Below are 20,804 nucleotides of genomic sequence, written 5' to 3'. Positions count from 1 at the left end.
TCCGTCTAAATTACGGAAAACAACCTTGCATGCATCTTCAAGACGCCATAAAGTTGAACGATGGTTGCTTACTATTAACATCCTTTAGCACGAATGCCCTGATTTCAGAAATCCTCTCAATGGTTCTCCTCTTTTTCGACATGAAAAAACCTGCCTGGAAATTCAACCGGGCAGGTTTAAGTGTTGAGCCAATTCAACTAGTCAATCCGGATGGCAGTTCCACCACCCGGTTTTAATGTTATTTCCAATGGTGTACCTCTACTCACTCGTTGCGAAATCACCATATAATCATCTCCACGCCGATCCGCATTCTTACCATCAACAAACATCTGTGCCTGATGCTGCCCTTCCACGATGAAAGACAGATCGATCTTAATAGTGCGTTCCGTCCAATTGTTCAATGCGCCGATGTACCAGATATTTCCTTTTCTTCTTGCCAATACAACATATTCGCCCAGCTTACCGTCAAGCGGAATGGTTTCATCCCACGTCACAGGAACTTCCGAAAGGAATTTCAGAATATCGGGATATTTTTCGTATTCCGTCGGAGCATCGCAAAGCATCTGTAACGGAGCAAAATAGCAAATGTACATACCCAACTGCTGACATCGTGTTCCGTCGCTCATGGGCATACTGTACGACGTAAAGAACTGTCCTTTTGCAGCATTGCGCATAGCCCCGGGCGTATAGTCCATCGGGCCGGCCAACATCCTTATGTAAGTAATATCGACGTTATGTTCCGGTGTATCAGGCGTAGTAAACTTATTGTATTCATTTCCCCTCACCGATTCAAAATTCAACACGTTCGGATAGGTTCTTTCCAGACCAGTAGGTTTCGAACACCCATGATAGTCAACCAGTAAATGGTGTTTGGCAGCTTCGGCGGCCAGGCGTTCATAAAAATTAACGGCTATTTGGTCGTCCCGGTCAATGAAGTCAACTTTTACACCAGCGACGCTCCATTTCTCAAACAAAGCAAGCGCCTCATTCATTTGTCGGTCGATGGTATGCCATACGGTCCAAAGCAATATTCTCACGCCTCTTTTTCGTCCATACTGAACCAATTCCGGCACATCGATGCCTGGCTTGGGCAATAAGATATCGAACTGATCCGACCAACCTTCGTCCATCAGCACATATTCGATGTGATGCCGGGCCGCAAAATCAATGTAATACTTATAGGTATCCATATTGATCCCGGCCCTGAAAGTGACACCTTCCAGATTCCAATCGTTCCACCACTCCCACGACACTTTTCCGGGCTTCACCCATGACGCATCAAATTGTGCTTTCCGGGCCAGCCGATACACAATATCATTTGCTGCCAAATCCTTGTCTTCCGGAGCAACAATTAGCACACGCCAGGGAAATTCCCTGGTACCCGATGTCTGTGCTAAATAGTCAGCTCTTTCCAGCACCCGAAGATTGAAGCTGCCGTGATCGCCTTTTTCAACTTTTTCCGGGTACGCCGGGAAAATTCCGTTGAGATACGGACGACCATTGTTGTTGTCATAATGCGTCAGGTACATACCGGGATAATCGTATAAATCGGCTTCGGTAACAGCAACTTTCAACTTCCCTTCATCAATGACTATCGGAACAGATGTGAAGTCCGCCTCTTTCAATGACTGGATAGGCGCTTTGGTATAATTCTTCTCATAGGAAGTCTGGAAATCGCCAACCTGATGCGAAATCAGCTGGTAGTTTTTAGGAAAGCGGTACTCCACTTCCTCACTCTGCACTTTTACATTTCCTCTGAAATCTGTTTTCCATCGGTATGCAACTCCGTCGTTATAGGCTCTGAATATAACGGAGTATTTCCCCTCGAATACCAAATCCAACTCGTTGTACTCATCCGGAATTTCACTCCGAAACCACCAATAGGGCTTAATGACAGAGCTATTGGAACGAGTCAATTGACTAATAACTTCGTCCTGAAAACCGAGTTTCTGATTGTTGACTGTCAAACTGAGCGGCGAGTACCAAAGAATATTCTGGTCGTTATAATTAACCGCGTAATAAAGCTTATCGGTTTGCCGGAAAGTAACGGTAATCTTCCCGTCGGGCGAACGGAGTGATTGTATATCGGCAGCCTGCAACAACGAAAAACTGCACAACAATATTAAGGACAGCAGAATCTTATTCAACTTCATCACGTCAGGTTTAATTGGTTAGCAACTGCCACAAATTTAACGACTTCGGTGTAAACTAATGTGAATAGTCTGAAATAAATAGTAGATAAACTATAGATTTTTTCTAATCCAGACCTTTGAAGCTCTTCAGATAACTGGCAAGTCGGTCCATCCCTTCTTCCAGGTTTTCCAATGAATTGGCGTATGAGAATCGCAGATAGCCTTCACCATTTAAACCAAAATCAATACCCGGAGTCACACCGATGTGTGCTTTTTCCAGCATATCGAAAGCCAGTTTATAGGAATCGTTTGAAAGATGGCTGGCGTCTACAAAGATGTAAAAGGCTCCCGTCGGTTCTACCGGAATGGTAAAGCCCAGTTCGCGTAATCTCTTGATGAGATACCTGCGCCGTTTGTCGTAGGTATGTCGCATCCGCTCAATATCCGGTCCGCTTTTCTCCAAAGCTGCTATTCCCGCCCGTTGAGCGACTGAATTAGCACAGATAAACAGGTTTTGCTGCAGTATCTGCAGATGTCGCATGTATTTCTCGGGCGCAATCAGATAGCCCAAACGAAGCCCGGTCATGGCATACAATTTCGAAAATCCATTCAGCACAAATGCTTTATCTGTATATTCCAGAATGGAATGAGCCTTCTCTCCATATACCAATCCGTGGTATATCTCATCAGAAATGATATACGGTGAATATTGAGCAATGGCTTTCATCGTTTCCGGAGTCAACAGATTCCCAGTAGGATTCATCGGCGAATTAATGAGAATAGCCTGGGTTCGTTCGGTGAGCTTTTCACAAATGCCTTCCGGAGTATACTGAAATCCATTCGCTGCATCAACAGGCACAGTTACCGGTTTTCCACCTGCATAGGTCACAAAATTAGCGTAACAGGCATATCCGGGGTCAGAAAGAATTACCTCGTCTCCGGCATTTAACAACACAGACAAAGCCAGAAGAATTCCGGGAGAAGTACCCGATGTGACCAGTATTTGTTCCGGTTTAACCGAAACGTCATATTCTTTTTTGTAATGCAGGCTAATAGCTTCGCGCAATTCGGGATCGCCAAGACTGTGCGTATAATGAGTATAACCGCTTCGAATTCCGGTTTCACATGCTTCCTTCACACATTCCGGTACGTCGAAGTCAGGCTCCCCTACTTCCATGTGAATGACGTCGATGCCCTGCTTTTGCAGTTCATTGGCACGCTCCAGCACCTCCATCACGATAAAGGGTTTTATTTGGTCAAGCAGACGGGCTTCCATGCTTAATGGTTTTGATTTGGTTTGATATGGCTAAAGTTACCCAACTTTCCCGCAAGGAGAATGTATTATCATAATTTTCTTGGAGGAATTCATCAGAAGTTGCCTGTTTATATTCATATATGTTCATCGGAACAGGCAAAAGCTATTCTTTACGGAGAATACGACTTACAAGATGTAACCGATCGGGGCTGTTCACTGGATGTGGCAGGCCATTATTCACGATCTGATATTTTCAATCTCACCGTGAGAAAGTCGAAACAACCACTCATCAATATCACATAAAAAAGCGTTGAAATCAACTTCAACGCTCAAATGTGGATGGTCTAAAATCTTTATCGTAAGTCGTAGCCAAATGGATAGAAGCCCAGTCGCATCAGTTTGAAATGCTGCAGGCCGAATGGGATGCCGATGATAGTGACACAAAACAGAATGCCGAACAGAAGATGAGTAACAGCAATCCAAAATCCGGCCAAAATGATCCATATAACATTCAATAAAAATGAAATGACCGGAATGCTGTCACCGGTCGGCACCACGCGTTTCCCGAAAGGAGCCAAATGGGCAATTCCCAGCTTGAATGCCTGTAATCCCCATGGAATCCCAACAATCGTAAGGCAAAGTATTAAACCGCCCCAAAGGTATTCGAAGAAGATGAAAACGCCTCCGAATACAAACCAGATGATATTACCTAAAATGCGCATACCTTAAGGGCGTTTAGGTTCATAATAACAACGTTTGGGTGACACGATGTTTCCTTCATCTTTCAGCTTTTTCAGGGCTTTGTCGACCATCTTTTTGTCAACGCCGGCGCTTTCGGCTATTTCGCCACTCTTGAGTGGACGACCGGCTTCGTTCATGGTTTGCAGGATTAGTTCACTGATTTCCATTGGTTAGAATATTAGAGTTTTGAGATGCTGTTCATCAGGAAATGGTCAGCCAAAACCAAGGCGGCCATCGCTTCCACAATGGGAACCGCTCTGGGCAGTACGCAGGGATCATGACGGCCTTTGGGATTGATCGTTACATCTTTTGAAGAACTATCGACTGTATGCTGCTCTTTTAACAAAGTAGCAATGGGTTTAAACGCCACCCGGAAGTATATGTCTTCACCGTTTGATATTCCTCCCTGTACACCGCCGGAGTGATTCGTTTTCGTCCGGATTTTGTCACCATCTTTCACAAATACGTCGTTGTGCTCCGAACCGGACAGACGTGTTCCGGCGAAACCAGAACCATATTCAAAGCCTTTTACCGCATTGATACCTAACATCGCATGCCCTAAATCCGCATGTAATTTATTAAATACAGGCTCGCCCAGTCCTGCAGGAGCTCCGGTTGCTACGCAAGTAATGACACCGCCAACCGTATCGTGATTATGTCCGGCTTCTTCAATGCGGGCAATCATTTTTTCCGCCGTCTCGAGATCGGGACAACGAACAATATTTGATTCGGTTAAACCTAGATCCAATTCCAGGTAGCTTTTAGGCACTTCCACTTCGCCTACCTGTGAAACATACGCCTGAACATTTACGCCAATATTCTGCAGCAATTGTTTGGCAACGGCTCCGGCAGCTACACGCGCAATCGTTTCCCGGGCTGATGAACGTCCACCACCACGGTGATCGCGGCGGCCATATTTCTTGATGTAGGTATAATCGGCATGTGAGGGACGAAATACCTCCCTGAGATTATTGTAATCATTCGAATGCTGGTCTTTATTCCGAATAATAAAGCCGATGGGCGTTCCAGTGGTTTTTCCTTCAAATATTCCCGAAAGGAATTCAATCTTGTCCCCTTCTTTTCGTTGGGTCGTTATATGCGATTGTCCGGGCTTGCGGCGGTCCAGATCTTTCTGCACCTTTTCTATATCCAATTCGAGACCGGACGGGCACCCGTCAATAACGCCTCCGATTGCTGCGCCGTGTGATTCTCCAAACGTGGTTAATCTGAATATTTGTCCAAAAGTGTTCATAGGCTAAAATAAGAAACCCGGGGAAGTCCCGGGTTGATAAAAATACGTTAATTTCTTTATTCGGAAAAGAAAATGTTTTCTGGATTTGCTTAGCAACCGCAACTTCCGCCGCCGCTTCCGCAACCACAACCACCGCCTGCGTGCGCATGCTCGTGTTCGTGCTCATCAGTGCTGCAACTTCCGCTACCACAACCGCCGCCGCTTCCGCAGCCACAACCGCCCTGGTTGTATACAGCAGCCAGTTCTTCAGCTGTTGCATCGCGTACTTCCAGAACTTCACCTTTGAAGAACAGATCTTCTCCGGCCAGCGGATGATTGAAGTCCATACGTACGGTATCATCTTCAACAGCCAGAACGATTCCGTTCATGCGCTGTCCTGAAGTAGACATCATCGGAACGGTATTTCCCGGCTTCACCAGTTCGCTATCAAATTCACCGTTTACTTCGAAAATGTGCTTCGGCAGATTGATGATAGCCTCTTCGTTCACTTCTCCGTAAGCATCCTTTGCGGCAATTTCCACATCGAATACAGCTCCGTCAGAAAGACCGGCCAAACGCTCTTCGAACATCGGCAACATCAATCCGGCTCCGTACAGAAATGTCAATGGGTTTTCTTTTCCCGCAGTCTCAAATACTTCTCCTTCCTTCCCGTCTACTCTGAGTTCATAAGTGAGGGAAACCATTTTATCTCTAGCGATTGTCATAATAAGCTATTTAATACAAATTTTGCGTCGTACAAAGAAAGCATGAACTATTCTATCATGCAAATATCACCTATCAAAAGTACATTAATTTAGATTAAATTTAACACAAATAATCACATCAGGGTAGCTAATTAGTAACCAATAGCCTCACCGTCTTTTCTCGATTCCGACGCGCCGTAATAAACATCGTTTTTAGCATCGTACATAATTGCCTGGTAACCACCATAAATTCCATTCTCATATCCAACACGATGACCTCGTTGCATCAAAGTACGGATTGCTTCGTAACCAAAGCCGCTTTCCAGCGAAATTCGTCCGGTACCATCAGCCGGTGTACCTGTCGGCGAAGTGGAGCCATCGTGACTGATGCGTGGAGCATCACCGGCTTCCTGCAGTCCCATTCCAAAATCGATGAGGTTCATCAATATCTGAACGTGTCCCTGTGGCTGAAAATCACCGCCCATCACTCCAAAACTCATGAAAGGCTGACCATCTTTCGTAACGAAAGCGGGAATAATCGTATGGAAAGGCCGTTTACCTGGCTCGTAAGTGTTCGAGTGTCCTTCTTCCAGGTTGAAAAGCTGACCACGATCCTGAAGCATAAACCCCAGTCCCGGAGGCACCATTCCGGAACCCATTCCACGATAATTCGATTGAATCAACGAAACCATATTTCCTTCATCGTCAGCAGCCGTCAGGTAAACCGTTTCTCCCTGACTGATTTCTCCCGCTGAATATTCCCCTGCTCTATCGGGACGAATAAGTTTCCGGCGCTCTGCCGCGTATTTTTCTGAAATCAAGGTCTGAACCGGCACTTTGGCAAAATCCATATCAGCGTAATATTTTGCCCTATCTTCGAAGGCCAGTTTCTTGGCTTCCGTGAAATAATGAATGTGGTCGGCTGAGCCGAATCCCATGGAAGCAATATCATACCCTTTCAGAATCTGCAACATTTGCAGGGCAGCTATTCCCTGCCCATTCGGCGGAAGCTCCCAAACATCGTATCCACGGTAGTTCACCGAAACGGGTTCTACCCATTCAGAATGGTGTGCAGCGAAATCCTCATACGAAAGGTAACCGCCCTGTTCCTGAATAAAATCGGCAATAACATGTGCAATACGGCCTTTATAAAAGGCATCGCGGCCACCTTTGGCAATTTTGCGGTAGGTATTGGCCAGCATCGGATTGCGGAATACCTTCCCTTTATAAGGCGGTTCACCATCAGACATGTAAGTCTCCTTTACATTCGGAAATTTCTTGCTGAAATATTCTACCGAACGGCCAAAATAGTAGCCAATTACGTCGGTAACCGGAAATCCTTCCTCCGCATATTGAATCGTCGGCTCCAGAATATCTTTCATCGGAAGTTTACCAAAGCGGTCGTGCAACGAAAACCACCCGTCCACACAACCGGGAACCGTTACCGGAAGCGGACCAAACGGCGGTATTTCCTTCAGCCCTTTTTCCTTAAAAATCGCCAACGTTAAAGCCTTGGGTGAACGTCCGCTGGCATTCAGTCCATATAATTTTTTCGTTTTGGCATCCCAGACAATGGCGAACAGATCGCCGCCTATTCCACTACCGGTTGGTTCCATCAATCCAAGCGCCGCATTGGCTGCAATGGCTGCATCAACTGCGGAACCGCCTTTTTTCAGGATGTCAATTCCGATTTGTGTCGCCAATGGCTGACTGGTACACACCATCCCGTGACGTGCCATCACATCAGAACGTGTAGCAAAATTCTTGCCGGTTATCCGGTCCTGTGCAAACAGTGAAATACTTATCAGGAAAAGCAATACAAGAGAAGCAAATTTCTTCATTGTTAGTTCGGTTTAAATTGAACGGGAATTTACAGAAATTCTGTCAAACGATAGAAAATCAGTATGACAAACAAAAAAGCAGGTGTCCCGGAAAGGATTCACCTGCCTTTTTAAATGCAACCTTATGAATCTGTAAAACAAGTTAAACAGTCCAAGCTATTTACAACGCAATATATCTTGTCAGATGCTATTTGTTTTCCACGGTATCTTTCTGTTTTGCTTTCCTCCTTATCCAAAGAAGAATAAGCAGCGCAAATAATATCAATCCGGATATCAGGATAACGCCACTGCCGGAGTGTTTTTCGTGTGGTTGTATTGACGCCTGCACCAAACTTTTTTCTTCACCGTCAATTGACGAAGATTGTGCTTTCTCCTGTTCTGTATTTTGAGTCTTCGTGTTCTCTGTTGCTGCAATGGCTTCCTGTTTTTCAGTTTCGCCTGTCACCTTTTGGGCAGAGTCCTCGAACATTTTCTTCGGTTCAACTTCTGCGGTTTGGGCAGCGGTCTCAGCAGAATCTGGTCGAGTTTGCTCAGCCAAATTTTTTGTCTCGTTTGTGGCAGTATCTTCGAAAACCTTCTGAACAGGAACCAATTGATTTGCTCGAGCTTTCAGCTCTTTGTCAACCATATCTGCGGGTTTCAAAGACGCAGCCAAAAGTTGTTTGTCCATGCTGTCTTTTCTGGCAGCTTCAGCCTGTCTGATTTGTTCCTTTTGCTTAATTTGCTCTTTCAGCGATGCTATCTTTTTCTGAGCAAGGTCATCATCTTGTTTCAGACGCGTGGCTGTCTGGTATTCATCCATAGCTGCAGCGAGATTCCCACTGACTTCCAGGGCTTTTGCCTTTTCCAGCTTTTTTGAATAGGTGGTTGCCACTTCATCATCGATTTTTTCACGTATCTGTATATCGTTGAAGTACGATTCCGAATCAAAATTATCCAGTTCAGCCGAATAGAATATCTTCCCAACCGGTTTCTCAGAAAATGACGGGTCAATTTCCGGGATTTTCCGAAACAACGTAACAATGATTTTAATAGGAGGAAAATACGGATCCCGCTTCAATACTTTCTCAGGAATAACGGCATTCAGGAGCAATTTTTTGGAATAGCATCCTCTGTTCTTAAAAACGAAGTAATAATCGTGCTGAAAATCCAACTGCAGCGCAAACTTGCCGGTTTCATCAACGGTTGCAGTTTGTTCGAGCTCATCGCTATCTGCTCTGAAGACTTCAATGGTAGCGCCGTTCAGGCCGCCTTCGTCTGTGCGTAATTTTCCTTCAACCTGTAACCCCGGTATTTCTTTGTTTTTTGAGTGGGCTATATCGGGTAGTAGCAAAAGCCCAAAATTCAGCATCAACAATAATACACTGACACGAACTGACATAGGAAAAGTGTTTTTTGGTTTGGTTAAAATACCGCACTTTCCAACGTCACTAACAACCAACACATTGCGATATTTCATTTTTATAACGAAACAGGACGTCGCATTATTATATCGCTGATAATGAATCTTATTGAATAATTTCTATAACTACCATCCGTTGAAGAAAATCAAGACAACAAAAAAAGGCGGATGCCCCTGTTTCGGGGATATCCGCCTTTTTACAATCAAGTATGTTAAGCAGGAATAGTATAAGCTAAACAGTTACAAAAAAACAATGTTCTATTCCTGCTGGTTGATGATTCGCTACTCTGCTTTCGATACCACTTCGTACCGAAGGTTGTCCAAACAAACGTAAGATGGCGTATTGATGCCATAGTTGCCAACGTCTGAAGAGCCAAAACGGAAGGCCAGTTTGTTCACTTTGCCCAGGCTGCTTAAGTCTACTGTAGTCCATTGGTTAACAATGTAATCCTGTGTATTATCCGAAAAGCGATAATCGGCCAAATAAAACTCGACGTTACCAATCGAATCGCCTGCTGCATCGTAACCAATAATGTCGACCTTGAACCAGTCGGGATCGTTTCCCGTATCACCGCCGAATTTCTTACTGTAAGCGTCTCCGTCTTTCATCGACAGTGCCGAATAAGTATCGTTACACAACTCGATGCTTTTCAGTTGGTATTCCTGCTCATTCTGAAATGAAAAATACGCATCGCCTGAATAGGAAGGGTAAAATATGGCAAATGTGTTACCGTTGTTCGCTGCATCGAACACGCTGTATTGATTGCCATAGCCGGCTGTTTGCGTATCATTCAATGTGGAATAGGCAAAGCTGTCCCACGTCGAATAATCGGCGTTGTAATTGTTCGGGAAAACCATATCGCCCGAAGTAAATTCGCCTGAAGCATCGCTGCCATTCCAGTAACCTGAAGAAGGTGTCTGGAGGTCTTCAAAATCGACGGTTTTCGTTTCAGTAATGGTTTCTTCCGATTTGTCACAGGCAGTAAAAAGCAAAGCCGAAGCAATTGTTGCAATGAACAATCCGTTTAATTTCTTCATGATTAATCCTTTTTTGTCGTTTGATTTACGTTGATTCTGAGGTCGTTTTGAAGTTCACTGATGCACGAGAGGCATAAGCATGCATCGTAGTTCTCCCTGAGCGTTTCGCACAACGCGGCGGGCAATCTTTCACGGGCACACCAACATTTCTGAATATCATCGTGTTGACATTCGAAGGTGGACCCACAGCGCGGACATACGTTTCCCATAATAATGACATTTAATTAATGGTTGTTTCCGGCTTTCTTCCAAATGTGAAAAATGAATAACAATTGCTTGCAGTTCATTTTTGCTATTTATCCCGAAAGCAAAAATTAGTTGTTGAATCGTGGCAGGTCTTCTGGCTCACCCGGGTTTCCTGCACCTTCCCGTTTCAAACTGAAACAGTGGTTATGCGGATCAGGAAACCCATTAATTACGGGCTTACAGCTGCGGGAACAGCTCCGGATTTTCACCGGATTCCCTTTTCATTTTCGTCCTCCCGAACGGAGGTTGAAAAACCAAAATTCACGTCAAAGATATACGACATTTTCAAAATCTGATCATTTTTTAACAGGATATTTTGCTTACTTGGGGCCGACAATAGCATTTAATTTTTTTACATACGGCTAAGAGATTTTTGTTTATGACTACCCCCCGGACGATGAAAAATCTGATTAGGTTTGCTGTGATCGGCGCAATCGTTATTATCTATCTGATTTTGATTTCACAATTTCATTGAGGCAAAAGAATTCAATGCGAATGGCATGTTTTTATGTTTCCGAACGTCCATTTTTAGTACTTTTAGTTTTTTAAAATGTGAAGAAAATGACTTCGGAAAAGACCCGGAAACGCATACTGGAATTAAGAGAGCAACTCGAACAGCATAACTACAACTACTACGTTTTAAATCAGCCGATCATTGGCGACGAAACTTTCGATCATTTGATGAACGAACTCATCGAACTAGAGAAAGAAGCGCCTGAGCTGAACGATCCCAATTCGCCGTCACAGCGTGTGGGAAGTGACATCAACCAGCAGTTTACGCAGGTGCGTCACACCTACCCCATGCTTTCGCTCAGCAACACCTATTCCGAAAGTGAAGTGCAGGAATTTGACCAACGTACCCGGAAACTCGTCGATGAGCCATTCACCTATGTTTGTGAGTTGAAATTCGACGGAACATCGATTAGTGTTACTTACGAGAACGGACAGCTGGTTCGTGCGGTAACCCGCGGCGATGGCGTTCAGGGCGATGATGTGACCGCCAATGTGAAAACCATCCGGAGTGTACCGCTCAAGCTGAAAGGTGATTTTCCCGAAAAGTTCGAAATACGCGGCGAAGTGCTGATGCCTTTTGCTTCGTTTGAAAAGCTGAACGAAGCTCGTGCTGAAGCGGGAGAAGCACCGTTTGCCAACCCGAGAAATGTAGCTTCCGGAACGTTGAAACTGCAAAACTCATCGGAAGTTGCCAAACGAAATCTCGATGCCATATTCTATTATGTATTGGGCGATAATCTCCCGTCGGATGGTCACCTTGAACTGCTGGAAAAAGCGAAGAAGTGGGGTTTCAAAATTTCCGAACATACGCGTGCCTGTAAAACGGTCGATGAAATCTTCGATTATCTCCATTACTGGGACGAAGAGCGGAAAAATCTTCCGGTAGCAACTGATGGTGTCGTCATCAAAGTCAATTCCCGCAGAATTCAGGAAGAGATGGGCTATACGGCCAAATCGCCGCGCTGGGCCATTGCTTATAAGTTTAAGGCCGAACGGTTGGCAACCCGTCTGAAAGCTGTCACTTACCAGGTAGGACGAACCGGCGCTGTTACGCCTGTCGCCAATTTGGAGCCCATTCTGCTGGCCGGTACCATTGTAAAGCGAGCTTCCCTTCATAATGCCGATATCATCGCCAACCTCGATTTGCACATCGACGACCAGGTGTACGTAGAAAAAGGCGGTGAGATCATTCCCAAAATTGTGGGTGTTGATACGAGCTCCAGAAAAAACGATGCGGCGAGAGTCGAGTTCATCACCAATTGTCCGGAGTGCGGAACCGAATTGAAGCGTACAGAAGGCGAAGCAGCGTATTACTGTCCCAACGAAAACGGATGTCCTCCCCAGCTGAAAGGAAAGCTCGAACATTTCTGCAGCCGGGGTGCTATGGACATCGAAGGTTTGGGCAAAGAAACCATTCGGTTGTTTTTTGACAAAGGTTTGCTGACCGATGTGGCCAGCATTTACGATTTACCCGAAAAGCAGGGCCAAATTCTGGTTCTTGACTTCTTTCAGGAAAAATCGGTCCAAAACCTGGTAAACGGAATTGAAAAATCGAAGCAGCAACCATTTGAAAAAGTACTGTTCGGTTTAGGGATTCGCTTTATTGGTGAAACGGCCGCGAAAAAAATTACTCGTGCCTTTGGCTCCATCGAAAAACTGGAAGATGCCACGTTGGAAGAGTTGATTGCCGTTGATGAGATTGGTGAGAAAATGGCACAATCCCTCCGGAATTATTTTGACGACGAAAAAAACCGTATTTTAATCCAGCAATTACGCAAGGCCGGTCTCACCATGGAAGTTGATGAGGATTCTCTCCCGACCTCCGAAAAGCTGAAAGGACTGACGTTCGTGATTTCCGGAAATTTCGGGACCTCGCAACGCAGAAAAGAGTTGGGTGAACTGGTCGAACAGAACGGGGGGAAAAATGCCGGTTCCATTACCGGGAAGACAGATTACCTGTTGGCCGGAGATAAAATGGGGCCAGCAAAAAGAGAAAAGGCCGAAAAGTTGAAAATACCCATCATCGATGAGCAGGAATTTTTAAAAATGATTGAATCGTAAGACGCCAATAGAAAACAGATATGAAAAGGAAAACGTCTCAATTAAAATCAGACACAATCGAAAGACGTAAGTATTTAAATTGAAAATATTTTCAGCTATTTACTTACAAATCGTAAGCATAAATATGATAGCTCTTCATCTTAAATAAGAATAACCAATCAACGAATTCGTAAATTTGTCCCAATATGTTTAAAAAAGCTCTCCAAACTGTTACGCTGAAAAGATTGCATAAAAAGTACCGGAATCCAGGGCGTAACGTGCTGGTCCATACTTTCAACACGGCGAAAACTGCAGCCATTCTGTGGTATCCCGAAGATGACGGAGCAATGGAGAGTTACGAACATATGAGAAAAGTTCTGACAGAGCACGGCATTAGTACCCGGGGACTGGCGGTTGTCAACTCGGCCGAGGAAAAGGAAACGTTCAGTAAAGCGTCACATTCGCGCTTTTTTACCGGAAAAGAAATCGACTGGAAAGGAGATCCCAAATCGGATGATTTGAAGAGTTTTGTCGATACCCGGTTCGATTTGCTTCTGGACTTGTCTATTACTGAACTGTTACCGCTGCAAAGCATATTGGTTGACTCGGTGGCGAGTTTTAAGGTTGGTTGGAAAGAGCCGGAAAACAATTTCTACGATTTGACCGTAGAAATCTCAGGGAAAAAGAATTGTCGTTATCTGACCGAACAGATTATTCATTATTTGGAATACATCAATCGAAAAGGTTAAGATTTTATGGGACAAAAGTTTCGCGGAGCAGGTGTCGCCCTCATAACACCATTTAAGAAAGACAGTACAATTGATTTTGAAGCACTTGGGGAATTAGTGGAAGATATGATTTCCGGAGGCATCGACTTTCTCGTTGTCCTGGGAACCACGGCTGAAACAGCTACCCTTACGGCAGAAGAAAAGAAAAGCGTGGTCGATTTTGTGGCTGAAAAAAATGCCGGCCGGCTTCCTATTGTCGTTGGTGCTGGTGGAAACAATACGCGTGAAGTGGTGGAAGGATTGAAAAACATTGATGCCGGCAAAGTAGATGGGATCCTTTCCGTCGTTCCTTACTACAGCAAACCCACGCAGGAAGGCATCTACCGGCATTTCATGCAAATTGCCGAAAACAGCCCCGTACCCATTATACTGTACAATGTACCCGGTCGTACCGGAATGCATATGAATGCCGCCACCACCATCCGGTTGGCTGAAGCTTCCGATAAATTTGTCGCTGTGAAAGAAGCGTCCGGTGATTTGACGGAGCTGGCACACATTCTTCGCGACCGGCCGGAGAACTTCTCTGTCCTTTCGGGAGATGATGGTCTGACCGTTCCGGCCATTTCCTTAGGTGCCGATGGCGTTATTTCCGTTATTGCCAACGGATTTCCGGCGAAAGTAGCCGACATGGTCCATTCAGCAGCCAACGGAGACTTTCGGAAAGCTTCTGCCCAGCATATGCAGTTTTTAAACCTTTTCAATCTTCTTTTTGTTGAAGGTAACCCCGGAGGGATTAAAGCGGCATTGAATGTCAAAGGTAAGGTAGAGAACGTTTTACGCCTGCCCTTGACACCCATCGGCGAAATCATTTACCGGGAAATTACCGAAGAAATGAAAAAGATCAACGGATAGCTGACGAGTAATCGTTATCTTGCCGGACCAAACGATATGAGATTTACTGCCTTTTATATAATCATTCTGGCGGGCCTGTTGCAGGCTTGCAGCCCTCAGGTTTCGCAGCAGGTGCAGGAACCTGAAATGCAAACACCCGATCCGGCGTTGAGCATTGTCTATTTTCCGTCTAAGCTTCAGCACAGCCTGTTTAATTCCAACTGGCTGAAGAGTGTGAGAAATGACGCGACTGCTGAACGGCCGGTTTGTATTGTCGGAAGTATTGCCATTCCCACTTCCCTTGGAACTTCTCCCAAAGCAGTTGTTCCCGTAGTGGAAGCCAAACTGGCGGGCTCCGGATTATTGCGGGTGATTCATGGTGGAGACCGAAGAGCCACGCTTTTTACGACCACCACGCTCCCATCGGAAAGCGCACAATTGAACTGGGCTGCCAACCAAAAGGCCGGTTTTCTGTTAACCGGCGAGGTCGTTCGCAAAGCGGGAAACGGGAAATATCGTGTTCATTACCAAATGAAGTCGGTACCTACCGGGAAAAAGGTCTGGGAAGATACGGTCACCATTGACATGCAGTAATCAACGGCTGACCCGGAACCAGGGTTGGTAAAAATCCTCTTTGTTATACACCATGGGCGTTCCGTTCCACTGGGTTACTTCACACCCCGAAGCTTCACAAATGGCATGTCCGGCCGCTGTATCCCATTCCATGATGTTACTTAGACGCGGGTAACAGTCGGCGGTTCCTTCGGCCACCATACACATCTTCAGGGAGCTACCGCGAATAATCACATCCACGTTTTCTTTACCCTTTTCGGCCATCAGCTTGTCGAAATATTCTCTTGTTTCTGTATTCATGTGCGACATACTACCGACCAGCGTGAACTTCTCATGCTCATCTTCCAGCGGAAGCGGAACTCCTTTGGCAAATATCTGCTCTACCGAAAGCGTATCGGCATTCGCTGTGCGATAAGCACCTTTGTCAATGCTGCCGAAATAGAGATAGCCGGTAACCGGAACATAGATGACTCCTAAAACGGGCCGGTTTTTATCGATGAGCGCAATGTTTACTGTAAAGTCATCGCCGTTGCGAATAAACTCCTTGGTCCCGTCGAGCGGATCAATCATCCAGAAATAGTCCCACTTTTCCCGTTCTTCGTATGGAGGAAATTTTTCTTCTTCACTTAAAAACGGAAAGCCGTACGGAGAAAGCATCTCGATGATTACTTTGCTGGCTTCTTTGTCAGCCAACGTAACCGGACTGTCATCTTCCTTATACTCCACTTCCAGGTCTCTCGAACGGTGAACTTTCATGATAGCTTCACCAGCCTCCAACGCTGCACGAATGGCAGGTTTCAACATTGATTTGGGTTCGAATTTCTCCATAGCATATTTTCAAACCCGGTAAAGATAGGAAAGTTCAACTGCCTGCCCAATTCGCTGTTCATCTAATGGAGATATCATTTATCTTTGCACCTGATGTACGCCATAATCGATATCGAAACGACCGGAACCAGTCACCGAAACGGGAAAATTACGGAAATCGCTGTATACATCCACGATGGCCGGCAGGTGACCGATTCATTCGTCAGCCTGATTAACCCGGAGTGTTACATTCCATACAACATTACCAGGTTGACAGGTATCTCCAACGAGATGGTTGCCGATGCACCCAAGTTCTACGAAGTAGCCAAACAGCTGGTAGAAATCACGGCCGGGAAGATTTTCGTGGCGCACAACGTGGCATTCGATTACAACTTCGTGAAGGAAGAATACAAACGGCTTGGGTACGACTACCGTCGGAAAACGCTTTGCACCGTTCAGCTCAGCCGGAAGTTGTTGCCGGGACACCGCTCCTATTCGCTGGGAAACCTCTGCTCCGATTTGAATATCTCTATCAACGGTCGTCACCGGGCCGGCGGCGATGCGTTCGCTACCGTGAAACTGTTCGAGATTCTAATGCAGCAGAATAACGAGCAAACGCAGAATCTGTTTACGAATGCTCCCAAAGAACTTCCCAGAGAAAAACTCGAAGCGCTTCCCGGGCGAACCGGTGTTTACTACTTCCTGAATGACTCGGGAGAAATCATCTACATCGGGAAAAGCAAGGACATTCATCAACGGGTTCTTTCGCACCTGGCCAACAACAGCACGAAAAAGGCCATCGAAATGCGCAGCAAACTGGTGGACGTCGATTGGCAAATTACCGGCAGTGAGTTGGTTTCGCTGTTGCTGGAATCGGATGAGATAAAAAGTCACCAGCCATTGTACAACCGGGCGCAACGACGTACCCGTTTTCATTACGGCTTGTTTACTTACCAGGATGAAGCCGGTTACCAGCGCTTCGAAGTCAGGAAGATTATCGATGGCGAATTGCCGCTCACCAGTTTCTATTCCGCTGCTGAAGCCAAAGAATATTTGCACGATTTGGTTGACCAATACCGGTTATGCCAGAAACTCTGTGGCCTGTACCAAACCGATGGCTCATGCTTTCACTACGAAATAAAGAGCTGTAACGGTGCGTGCATTGGTGAAGAAGCACCTGATGATTACAACCAACGGGCCGAAATGGCGGCTGCTAAGCTTCAATTTCGTTCGCCCAATTTTTTCATCATGGAAGAAGGACGCCGGAAAGGCGAATGGGCGATCGTAAAAGTGCAGAACGGACGCTACACCGGCTTTGGCTATGTCGATGAGGAAAGCTCAACCGAAGGCGTTCAGGCTTTGCACGACTGCATCTCTTCCCGGCAGGACAACCGCGATACCCAGGGAATCATTCGCAGTTACCTGAAAAAGCATCCGGCAACGCGCATCATCGAATTTCGTACGGAAGAACAAAACTAAGCCGCCAGGAGAAGTATTATTTCCTTGAGGGCGGTATGAATAATCCCCGGCATCCCTTGCCACTAAGTCAATCGCAGTCGTTGAAGACTGAATTGTTCTCACTGAAGACTGAATTGAAGCCATTAACACATCAACCGTAACCTCTGAAGAATGGTTTGCAGCCGTTGAAGACTGAGTCGTACCTGTTGTAGACTGAACTGTAGTCGTTAACACATCAATCGAAGCCATTGAAGAATGGGTTGTAGTCGTTGAAGCATCACACGAAGTCGTTGAAGCCACATCAAAAGTGCTCAATGCTGCTGACAAAGCCATTTAATCCCGTCTTGAGGGCTTCTTCACCTGCCTTGAAGGCTTTCCAACCTCTCCTAACGACTTCCGATGTTGTCCTGACGGTTTCGCTTCCGCTCAGAAACACTTTTGCGGTTGTCCGAAACTCTTCGGATGTTCTCCCAAAGACTTCTGCATTTGTCCTAACGAGTTTTGGGGTGCTCCTGAATACTTCGGAAGTTGTCCCAACCCCTTCCCCTGTTGCACCAAGAACATGTCATGGACGAATAATTTTTTTGTTAACTTGGATGAGCCTTAACAACCAACAAAATGACGACAGACCGAAGCCTATTGAAAAGATTAAGAATCCACTCGGCTGACCTGATATATAAGATACCCAAGGTGCACATAACACGCCCGTATTGGAAATATTGGGTACTTTTAGTACACATATAAACTAGTTACCAAACATTAGGTTAGTGCCAAACTTTAAACATTGTATAATGACAAAGATTTTCATTTTCGCAATTTTAGTGTTTCTTGCAACTACAAGTTTTTCCCAAGTTGCAATGATTAAGGATAAAGATGGATTTACAAATGTAAGGAGTGGACCGAATAACGATTCTACAGTAATTTATAAAGTAGAAAATTTTGAATTGTTTTTTGTTTTTGAGGCTGCAAAGAATAATGAAAATTGGTTAGAAGTTTATATCCCCAAAAATCAATTTGCTCTTGGTTGTGATGGATCGGATTATATTAAAGGCTATATGCATTCATCTCGGATTATTGACATCTATGATTTAGAAAAATACGAAGGAGACGATTTTAGTTTTAAATATAAACTTGACTCATTTTCATTTGAAAACAAGATTGTCGACTATGTTGATGATAAATGGATCTCAAAAATAAATGGAAGGCGTTATTATGGAACAGATGGTGAAACTCCTAAGATTGAAGTTAAATCAATAGAAATTATTATGGGTGGAAAAGAAATATCTGTCCCAAAAATTTTATTTTCTGATTTATTTGAGTGTTCAAATAAATTTGAAGTTTACAAATATTTGGACGCCTATATAGTTGATCAATGGAATAGTGATGGAGCTGGAGGGTATGGAATTACTTGGTTAATTGATTCAGATGGTGTGAAACAAAGATTGATATTCATTCCATAGTAAAACGTTTGGTAACACTAAATATAGGTCATTTGGCAGATAGAGCTAAATTTAAGCATGTATACATTTAATAAAACATATAGCGGTTTGATACTTTGGAGCTTTGAAGTGCCAAACGCCCCATATTATAAACGTTACCTGTAATTGAATGAAAAAAAGAATCCACATATTGACACTGATTTTATTGATTGGAAGTTTCAAGGCAATTGCATGTGATTGCGGTTATCTTGGAGGATTCGTTTATTCTAATCAGGCGGCAGATATTGTTGTCTATGGAACTGTATTAGAATACGATTCTATTGGGACACACGACTCTCCAGATAATCCCTATTCAATGAAATTCCTAATCAAAGAAAAATTGAGAGGTATTGAGAATAGAGACACAATAATTGTCTGGGGTGATAACGGTGCTGATTGCAGACCATACATTGAACATTTTAAACCAAATACAAATTGGATTCTTGCTCTGAACAAACTGAATAAGGAGGGAAAAGTTGAGTATGAAATTTCAATTTGTGGAGAATTCTATGTCCCTGTGGAAAACGGAAAAGTTACTGGAAAAATATTTGGATGGAATTACGAACAGGAAAAGAAAAAATACGATTATCAATACATAAAAAATTTGGTTTTAAATCCCCTGGACTATCCCGCTCAAAGGCCTGAAAAGAATCTAAGAAAAACAAAAGACGGGCTTGAGTATATGTCAAATTGTGACAGACTCCCACAAAATACCTTAGACTTCAAGACCTTAAATAAAATTGTAAATGAGAATTTAGTTATTCCCCCGACTTTTATGAGTTGTGGAGATTCATACCTAATTCATATCAAAGCAATAATAGACAAGAACGGTGAATTTCATGCCAATGGGGCTTATGGCTCAAATAAGACAAATGAATTAATCGCAATAGAAAATCAAATATCAAAAATATTAAGGGACACAGGGACTTGGAAAGTTGGATACGAAGCAAACAAACCTGTTGCTTCCGAATTAATTATTCCAATTCTACTAAAAAAATGAAAAAACAACTACAGGTAACATATTGTAATATGGCAGGCGGGGGTCATCTCGGTTTGACAAGTCAAACCTTCTGCCCACTTTCCTGCGGGTCTGACAGGATTTCTCTTCGAAATCCCGCCCGACCACATACAAGTGACCGTTATAGCCAATTTTGAAAATGAAGAATATCGTAATACCAATATTTCTTCTAATAGTAGCAAGTTGTTCTGCTCAGAGACATTTGACTGTCGAAGAACTTCCAGAGACTTGGGTAAATCTAACTAAAACAGACTCTGGTTTTATTCATGAGACTCACTATGATATGGGAAGTACATTTTTACAAATTCGAGACTCAATGCAAGTACAACTTATAGCAGACCAAAGTTTAATTGTATTTAATATTGAGAAATACCTTTCATCGAAATTAAATTCATTTGAATGTAACGGAGAATATACGTTTGGTGCAAGACTGAATGGAGAAAAACCGGAGAATGGTGAATTGAGATTCAAATGGGTTGATAAAGAAAAAGAAATTGGTTTATGGACTATCAAAATAAATAAAAAAGAAGTGCTTAAGGAGTATTTCACTACGCAAGATAGAATTAAAGATTATCCAATAATTACGACTGGAGATGAATAAAAAACTGGCTATAACAAAGAACTGAGCTAAAAAGCAAGCCTCACCCCATAATTTTTCTTTTAAAACAACCTGTTTTTTGGGGGCTGTTCCAAAAGAAAAATTATTGA

At 44.1% G+C, this 20,804-nt stretch carries 19 protein-coding genes and 1 riboswitch; of the genes, 8 read left to right on the top strand and 11 right to left on the bottom strand.

Translation table 11 applies throughout. From position 1 onward, the window contains the following. Window positions 1-197: 197 nt before the first annotated feature. From CLV93_RS13410 to CLV93_RS20675, 10 genes are all read right to left on the bottom strand, one after another. A complete protein-coding gene (locus CLV93_RS13410; RefSeq protein WP_106542729.1) occupies window positions 198-2,153 on the bottom strand; it encodes a glycoside hydrolase family 97 protein in 1,956 nt (651 codons plus the stop codon). Window positions 2,154-2,256: 103 nt separating this feature from the next. Beyond that, window positions 2,257-3,408 (bottom strand): pyridoxal phosphate-dependent aminotransferase, encoded by a 1,152-nt coding sequence (locus CLV93_RS13405; protein ID WP_106542728.1) that lies wholly within the window; start codon window positions 3,406-3,408, stop codon window positions 2,257-2,259. Window positions 3,409-3,740: 332 nt separating this feature from the next. Continuing rightward, entirely contained in the window at window positions 3,741-4,109 is a 369-nt protein-coding gene (locus CLV93_RS13395) for a YccF domain-containing protein (RefSeq protein ID WP_106542726.1), read from the bottom strand. A 3-nt stretch (window positions 4,110-4,112) separates the two neighbouring features. Then, window positions 4,113-4,295: a helix-turn-helix domain-containing protein gene (locus CLV93_RS13390; RefSeq protein ID WP_106542725.1), complete on the bottom strand. Its 183-nt coding sequence runs from the start codon at window positions 4,293-4,295 to the stop codon at window positions 4,113-4,115. Between the two features lie 11 nt (window positions 4,296-4,306). Then, window positions 4,307-5,380, bottom strand: coding sequence for a chorismate synthase (aroC, locus tag CLV93_RS13385; protein ID WP_106542724.1), 1,074 nt, complete (start codon window positions 5,378-5,380; stop codon window positions 4,307-4,309). Between the two features lie 89 nt (window positions 5,381-5,469). After that, entirely contained in the window at window positions 5,470-6,084 is a 615-nt protein-coding gene (locus CLV93_RS13380; RefSeq protein ID WP_106542723.1) for an FKBP-type peptidyl-prolyl cis-trans isomerase, read from the bottom strand. Window positions 6,085-6,215: 131 nt separating this feature from the next. Further along, window positions 6,216-7,904, bottom strand: a complete 1,689-nt coding sequence (ggt, locus tag CLV93_RS13375) for a gamma-glutamyltransferase (protein ID WP_106542722.1) — start codon at window positions 7,902-7,904, stop codon at window positions 6,216-6,218. 187 nt (window positions 7,905-8,091) lie between these two features. Continuing rightward, complete coding sequence (locus tag CLV93_RS13370; protein ID WP_146142025.1) at window positions 8,092-9,285, bottom strand: hypothetical protein; 1,194 nt, start codon at window positions 9,283-9,285, stop codon at window positions 8,092-8,094. Between the two features lie 303 nt (window positions 9,286-9,588). After that, window positions 9,589-10,344 (bottom strand): DUF4465 domain-containing protein, encoded by a 756-nt coding sequence (locus CLV93_RS13365; protein WP_106542720.1) that lies wholly within the window; start codon window positions 10,342-10,344, stop codon window positions 9,589-9,591. Between the two features lie 2 nt (window positions 10,345-10,346). Beyond that, entirely contained in the window at window positions 10,347-10,553 is a 207-nt protein-coding gene (locus CLV93_RS20675) for a cysteine-rich CWC family protein (protein ID WP_106542719.1), read from the bottom strand. A gap of 104 nt (window positions 10,554-10,657) precedes the next feature. After that, window positions 10,658-10,864, bottom strand: a riboswitch (cobalamin riboswitch). A 287-nt stretch (window positions 10,865-11,151) separates the two neighbouring features. Here CLV93_RS20675 and ligA point away from each other — a divergent pair. The 4 genes from ligA (at window position 11,152) to CLV93_RS13340 (ending at window position 15,356) form a co-directional block, all read left to right on the top strand. Beyond that, entirely contained in the window at window positions 11,152-13,164 is a 2,013-nt protein-coding gene (ligA, locus tag CLV93_RS13355; RefSeq protein ID WP_106542718.1) for an NAD-dependent DNA ligase LigA, read from the top strand. Between the two features lie 185 nt (window positions 13,165-13,349). Next, window positions 13,350-13,892, top strand: coding sequence for a DUF6913 domain-containing protein (locus tag CLV93_RS13350; RefSeq protein ID WP_106542717.1), 543 nt, complete (start codon window positions 13,350-13,352; stop codon window positions 13,890-13,892). Window positions 13,893-13,898: 6 nt separating this feature from the next. Continuing rightward, complete coding sequence (dapA, locus tag CLV93_RS13345; protein WP_106542716.1) at window positions 13,899-14,783, top strand: 4-hydroxy-tetrahydrodipicolinate synthase; 885 nt, start codon at window positions 13,899-13,901, stop codon at window positions 14,781-14,783. A gap of 36 nt (window positions 14,784-14,819) precedes the next feature. Beyond that, a complete protein-coding gene (locus CLV93_RS13340) occupies window positions 14,820-15,356 on the top strand; it encodes a hypothetical protein (RefSeq protein ID WP_106542715.1) in 537 nt (178 codons plus the stop codon). On the opposite strand, the gene cysQ is transcribed toward CLV93_RS13340, so the two are convergent. Continuing rightward, complete coding sequence (gene cysQ / locus CLV93_RS13335; RefSeq protein ID WP_106542714.1) at window positions 15,357-16,163, bottom strand: 3'(2'),5'-bisphosphate nucleotidase CysQ; 807 nt, start codon at window positions 16,161-16,163, stop codon at window positions 15,357-15,359. It lies immediately after the preceding gene. A 93-nt stretch (window positions 16,164-16,256) separates the two neighbouring features. On the opposite strand from cysQ, the gene CLV93_RS13330 reads away from it, so the two are divergent. The 4 genes from CLV93_RS13330 to CLV93_RS13310 all read left to right on the top strand — a co-directional run bounded on the left by CLV93_RS13330 (window position 16,257) and on the right by CLV93_RS13310 (window position 20,697). Further along, on the top strand, window positions 16,257-17,621 hold the full coding sequence (locus CLV93_RS13330; protein WP_106542713.1) for an exonuclease domain-containing protein: 1,365 nt from the start codon (window positions 16,257-16,259) through the stop codon (window positions 17,619-17,621). A 770-nt stretch (window positions 17,622-18,391) separates the two neighbouring features. Further along, complete coding sequence (locus CLV93_RS13320; RefSeq protein WP_106542711.1) at window positions 18,392-19,060, top strand: SH3 domain-containing protein; 669 nt, start codon at window positions 18,392-18,394, stop codon at window positions 19,058-19,060. A gap of 148 nt (window positions 19,061-19,208) precedes the next feature. Further along, window positions 19,209-20,078, top strand: coding sequence for a hypothetical protein (locus tag CLV93_RS13315; protein ID WP_106542710.1), 870 nt, complete (start codon window positions 19,209-19,211; stop codon window positions 20,076-20,078). A 157-nt stretch (window positions 20,079-20,235) separates the two neighbouring features. After that, entirely contained in the window at window positions 20,236-20,697 is a 462-nt protein-coding gene (locus CLV93_RS13310; protein WP_106542709.1) for a hypothetical protein, read from the top strand. Window positions 20,698-20,804 lie beyond the last annotated feature (107 nt).

The organism is Prolixibacter denitrificans, assembly GCF_003014495.1.
GTDB lineage: Bacteria > Bacteroidota > Bacteroidia > Bacteroidales > Prolixibacteraceae > Prolixibacter > Prolixibacter denitrificans.
This window is presented reverse-complemented; position numbering and strand designations above follow the sequence as displayed.

Coding starts and splice junctions, on each gene's coding strand:
- CLV93_RS13330 (WP_106542713.1), top strand. CDS start 16,257: ATGTACGCCATAATCGATATCGAAACGACCGGAACCAGTCACCGAAAC.
- ggt (WP_106542722.1), bottom strand. CDS start 7,904: ATGAAGAAATTTGCTTCTCTTGTATTGCTTTTCCTGATAAGTATTTCA.
- CLV93_RS13390 (WP_106542725.1), bottom strand. CDS start 4,295: ATGGAAATCAGTGAACTAATCCTGCAAACCATGAACGAAGCCGGTCGT.
- cysQ (WP_106542714.1), bottom strand. CDS start 16,163: ATGGAGAAATTCGAACCCAAATCAATGTTGAAACCTGCCATTCGTGCA.
- CLV93_RS13405 (WP_106542728.1), bottom strand. CDS start 3,408: ATGGAAGCCCGTCTGCTTGACCAAATAAAACCCTTTATCGTGATGGAG.
- CLV93_RS13395 (WP_106542726.1), bottom strand. CDS start 4,109: ATGCGCATTTTAGGTAATATCATCTGGTTTGTATTCGGAGGCGTTTTC.
- CLV93_RS13365 (WP_106542720.1), bottom strand. CDS start 10,344: ATGAAGAAATTAAACGGATTGTTCATTGCAACAATTGCTTCGGCTTTG.
- CLV93_RS13370 (WP_146142025.1), bottom strand. CDS start 9,285: ATGTCAGTTCGTGTCAGTGTATTATTGTTGATGCTGAATTTTGGGCTT.
- CLV93_RS13310 (WP_106542709.1), top strand. CDS start 20,236: ATGAAGAATATCGTAATACCAATATTTCTTCTAATAGTAGCAAGTTGT.
- CLV93_RS13315 (WP_106542710.1), top strand. CDS start 19,209: ATGAAAAAAAGAATCCACATATTGACACTGATTTTATTGATTGGAAGT.
- CLV93_RS20675 (WP_106542719.1), bottom strand. CDS start 10,553: ATGGGAAACGTATGTCCGCGCTGTGGGTCCACCTTCGAATGTCAACAC.
- aroC (WP_106542724.1), bottom strand. CDS start 5,380: ATGAACACTTTTGGACAAATATTCAGATTAACCACGTTTGGAGAATCA.
- CLV93_RS13350 (WP_106542717.1), top strand. CDS start 13,350: ATGTTTAAAAAAGCTCTCCAAACTGTTACGCTGAAAAGATTGCATAAA.
- CLV93_RS13340 (WP_106542715.1), top strand. CDS start 14,820: ATGAGATTTACTGCCTTTTATATAATCATTCTGGCGGGCCTGTTGCAG.
- CLV93_RS13380 (WP_106542723.1), bottom strand. CDS start 6,084: ATGACAATCGCTAGAGATAAAATGGTTTCCCTCACTTATGAACTCAGA.
- CLV93_RS13320 (WP_106542711.1), top strand. CDS start 18,392: ATGACAAAGATTTTCATTTTCGCAATTTTAGTGTTTCTTGCAACTACA.
- dapA (WP_106542716.1), top strand. CDS start 13,899: ATGGGACAAAAGTTTCGCGGAGCAGGTGTCGCCCTCATAACACCATTT.
- ligA (WP_106542718.1), top strand. CDS start 11,152: ATGACTTCGGAAAAGACCCGGAAACGCATACTGGAATTAAGAGAGCAA.
- CLV93_RS13410 (WP_106542729.1), bottom strand. CDS start 2,153: ATGAAGTTGAATAAGATTCTGCTGTCCTTAATATTGTTGTGCAGTTTT.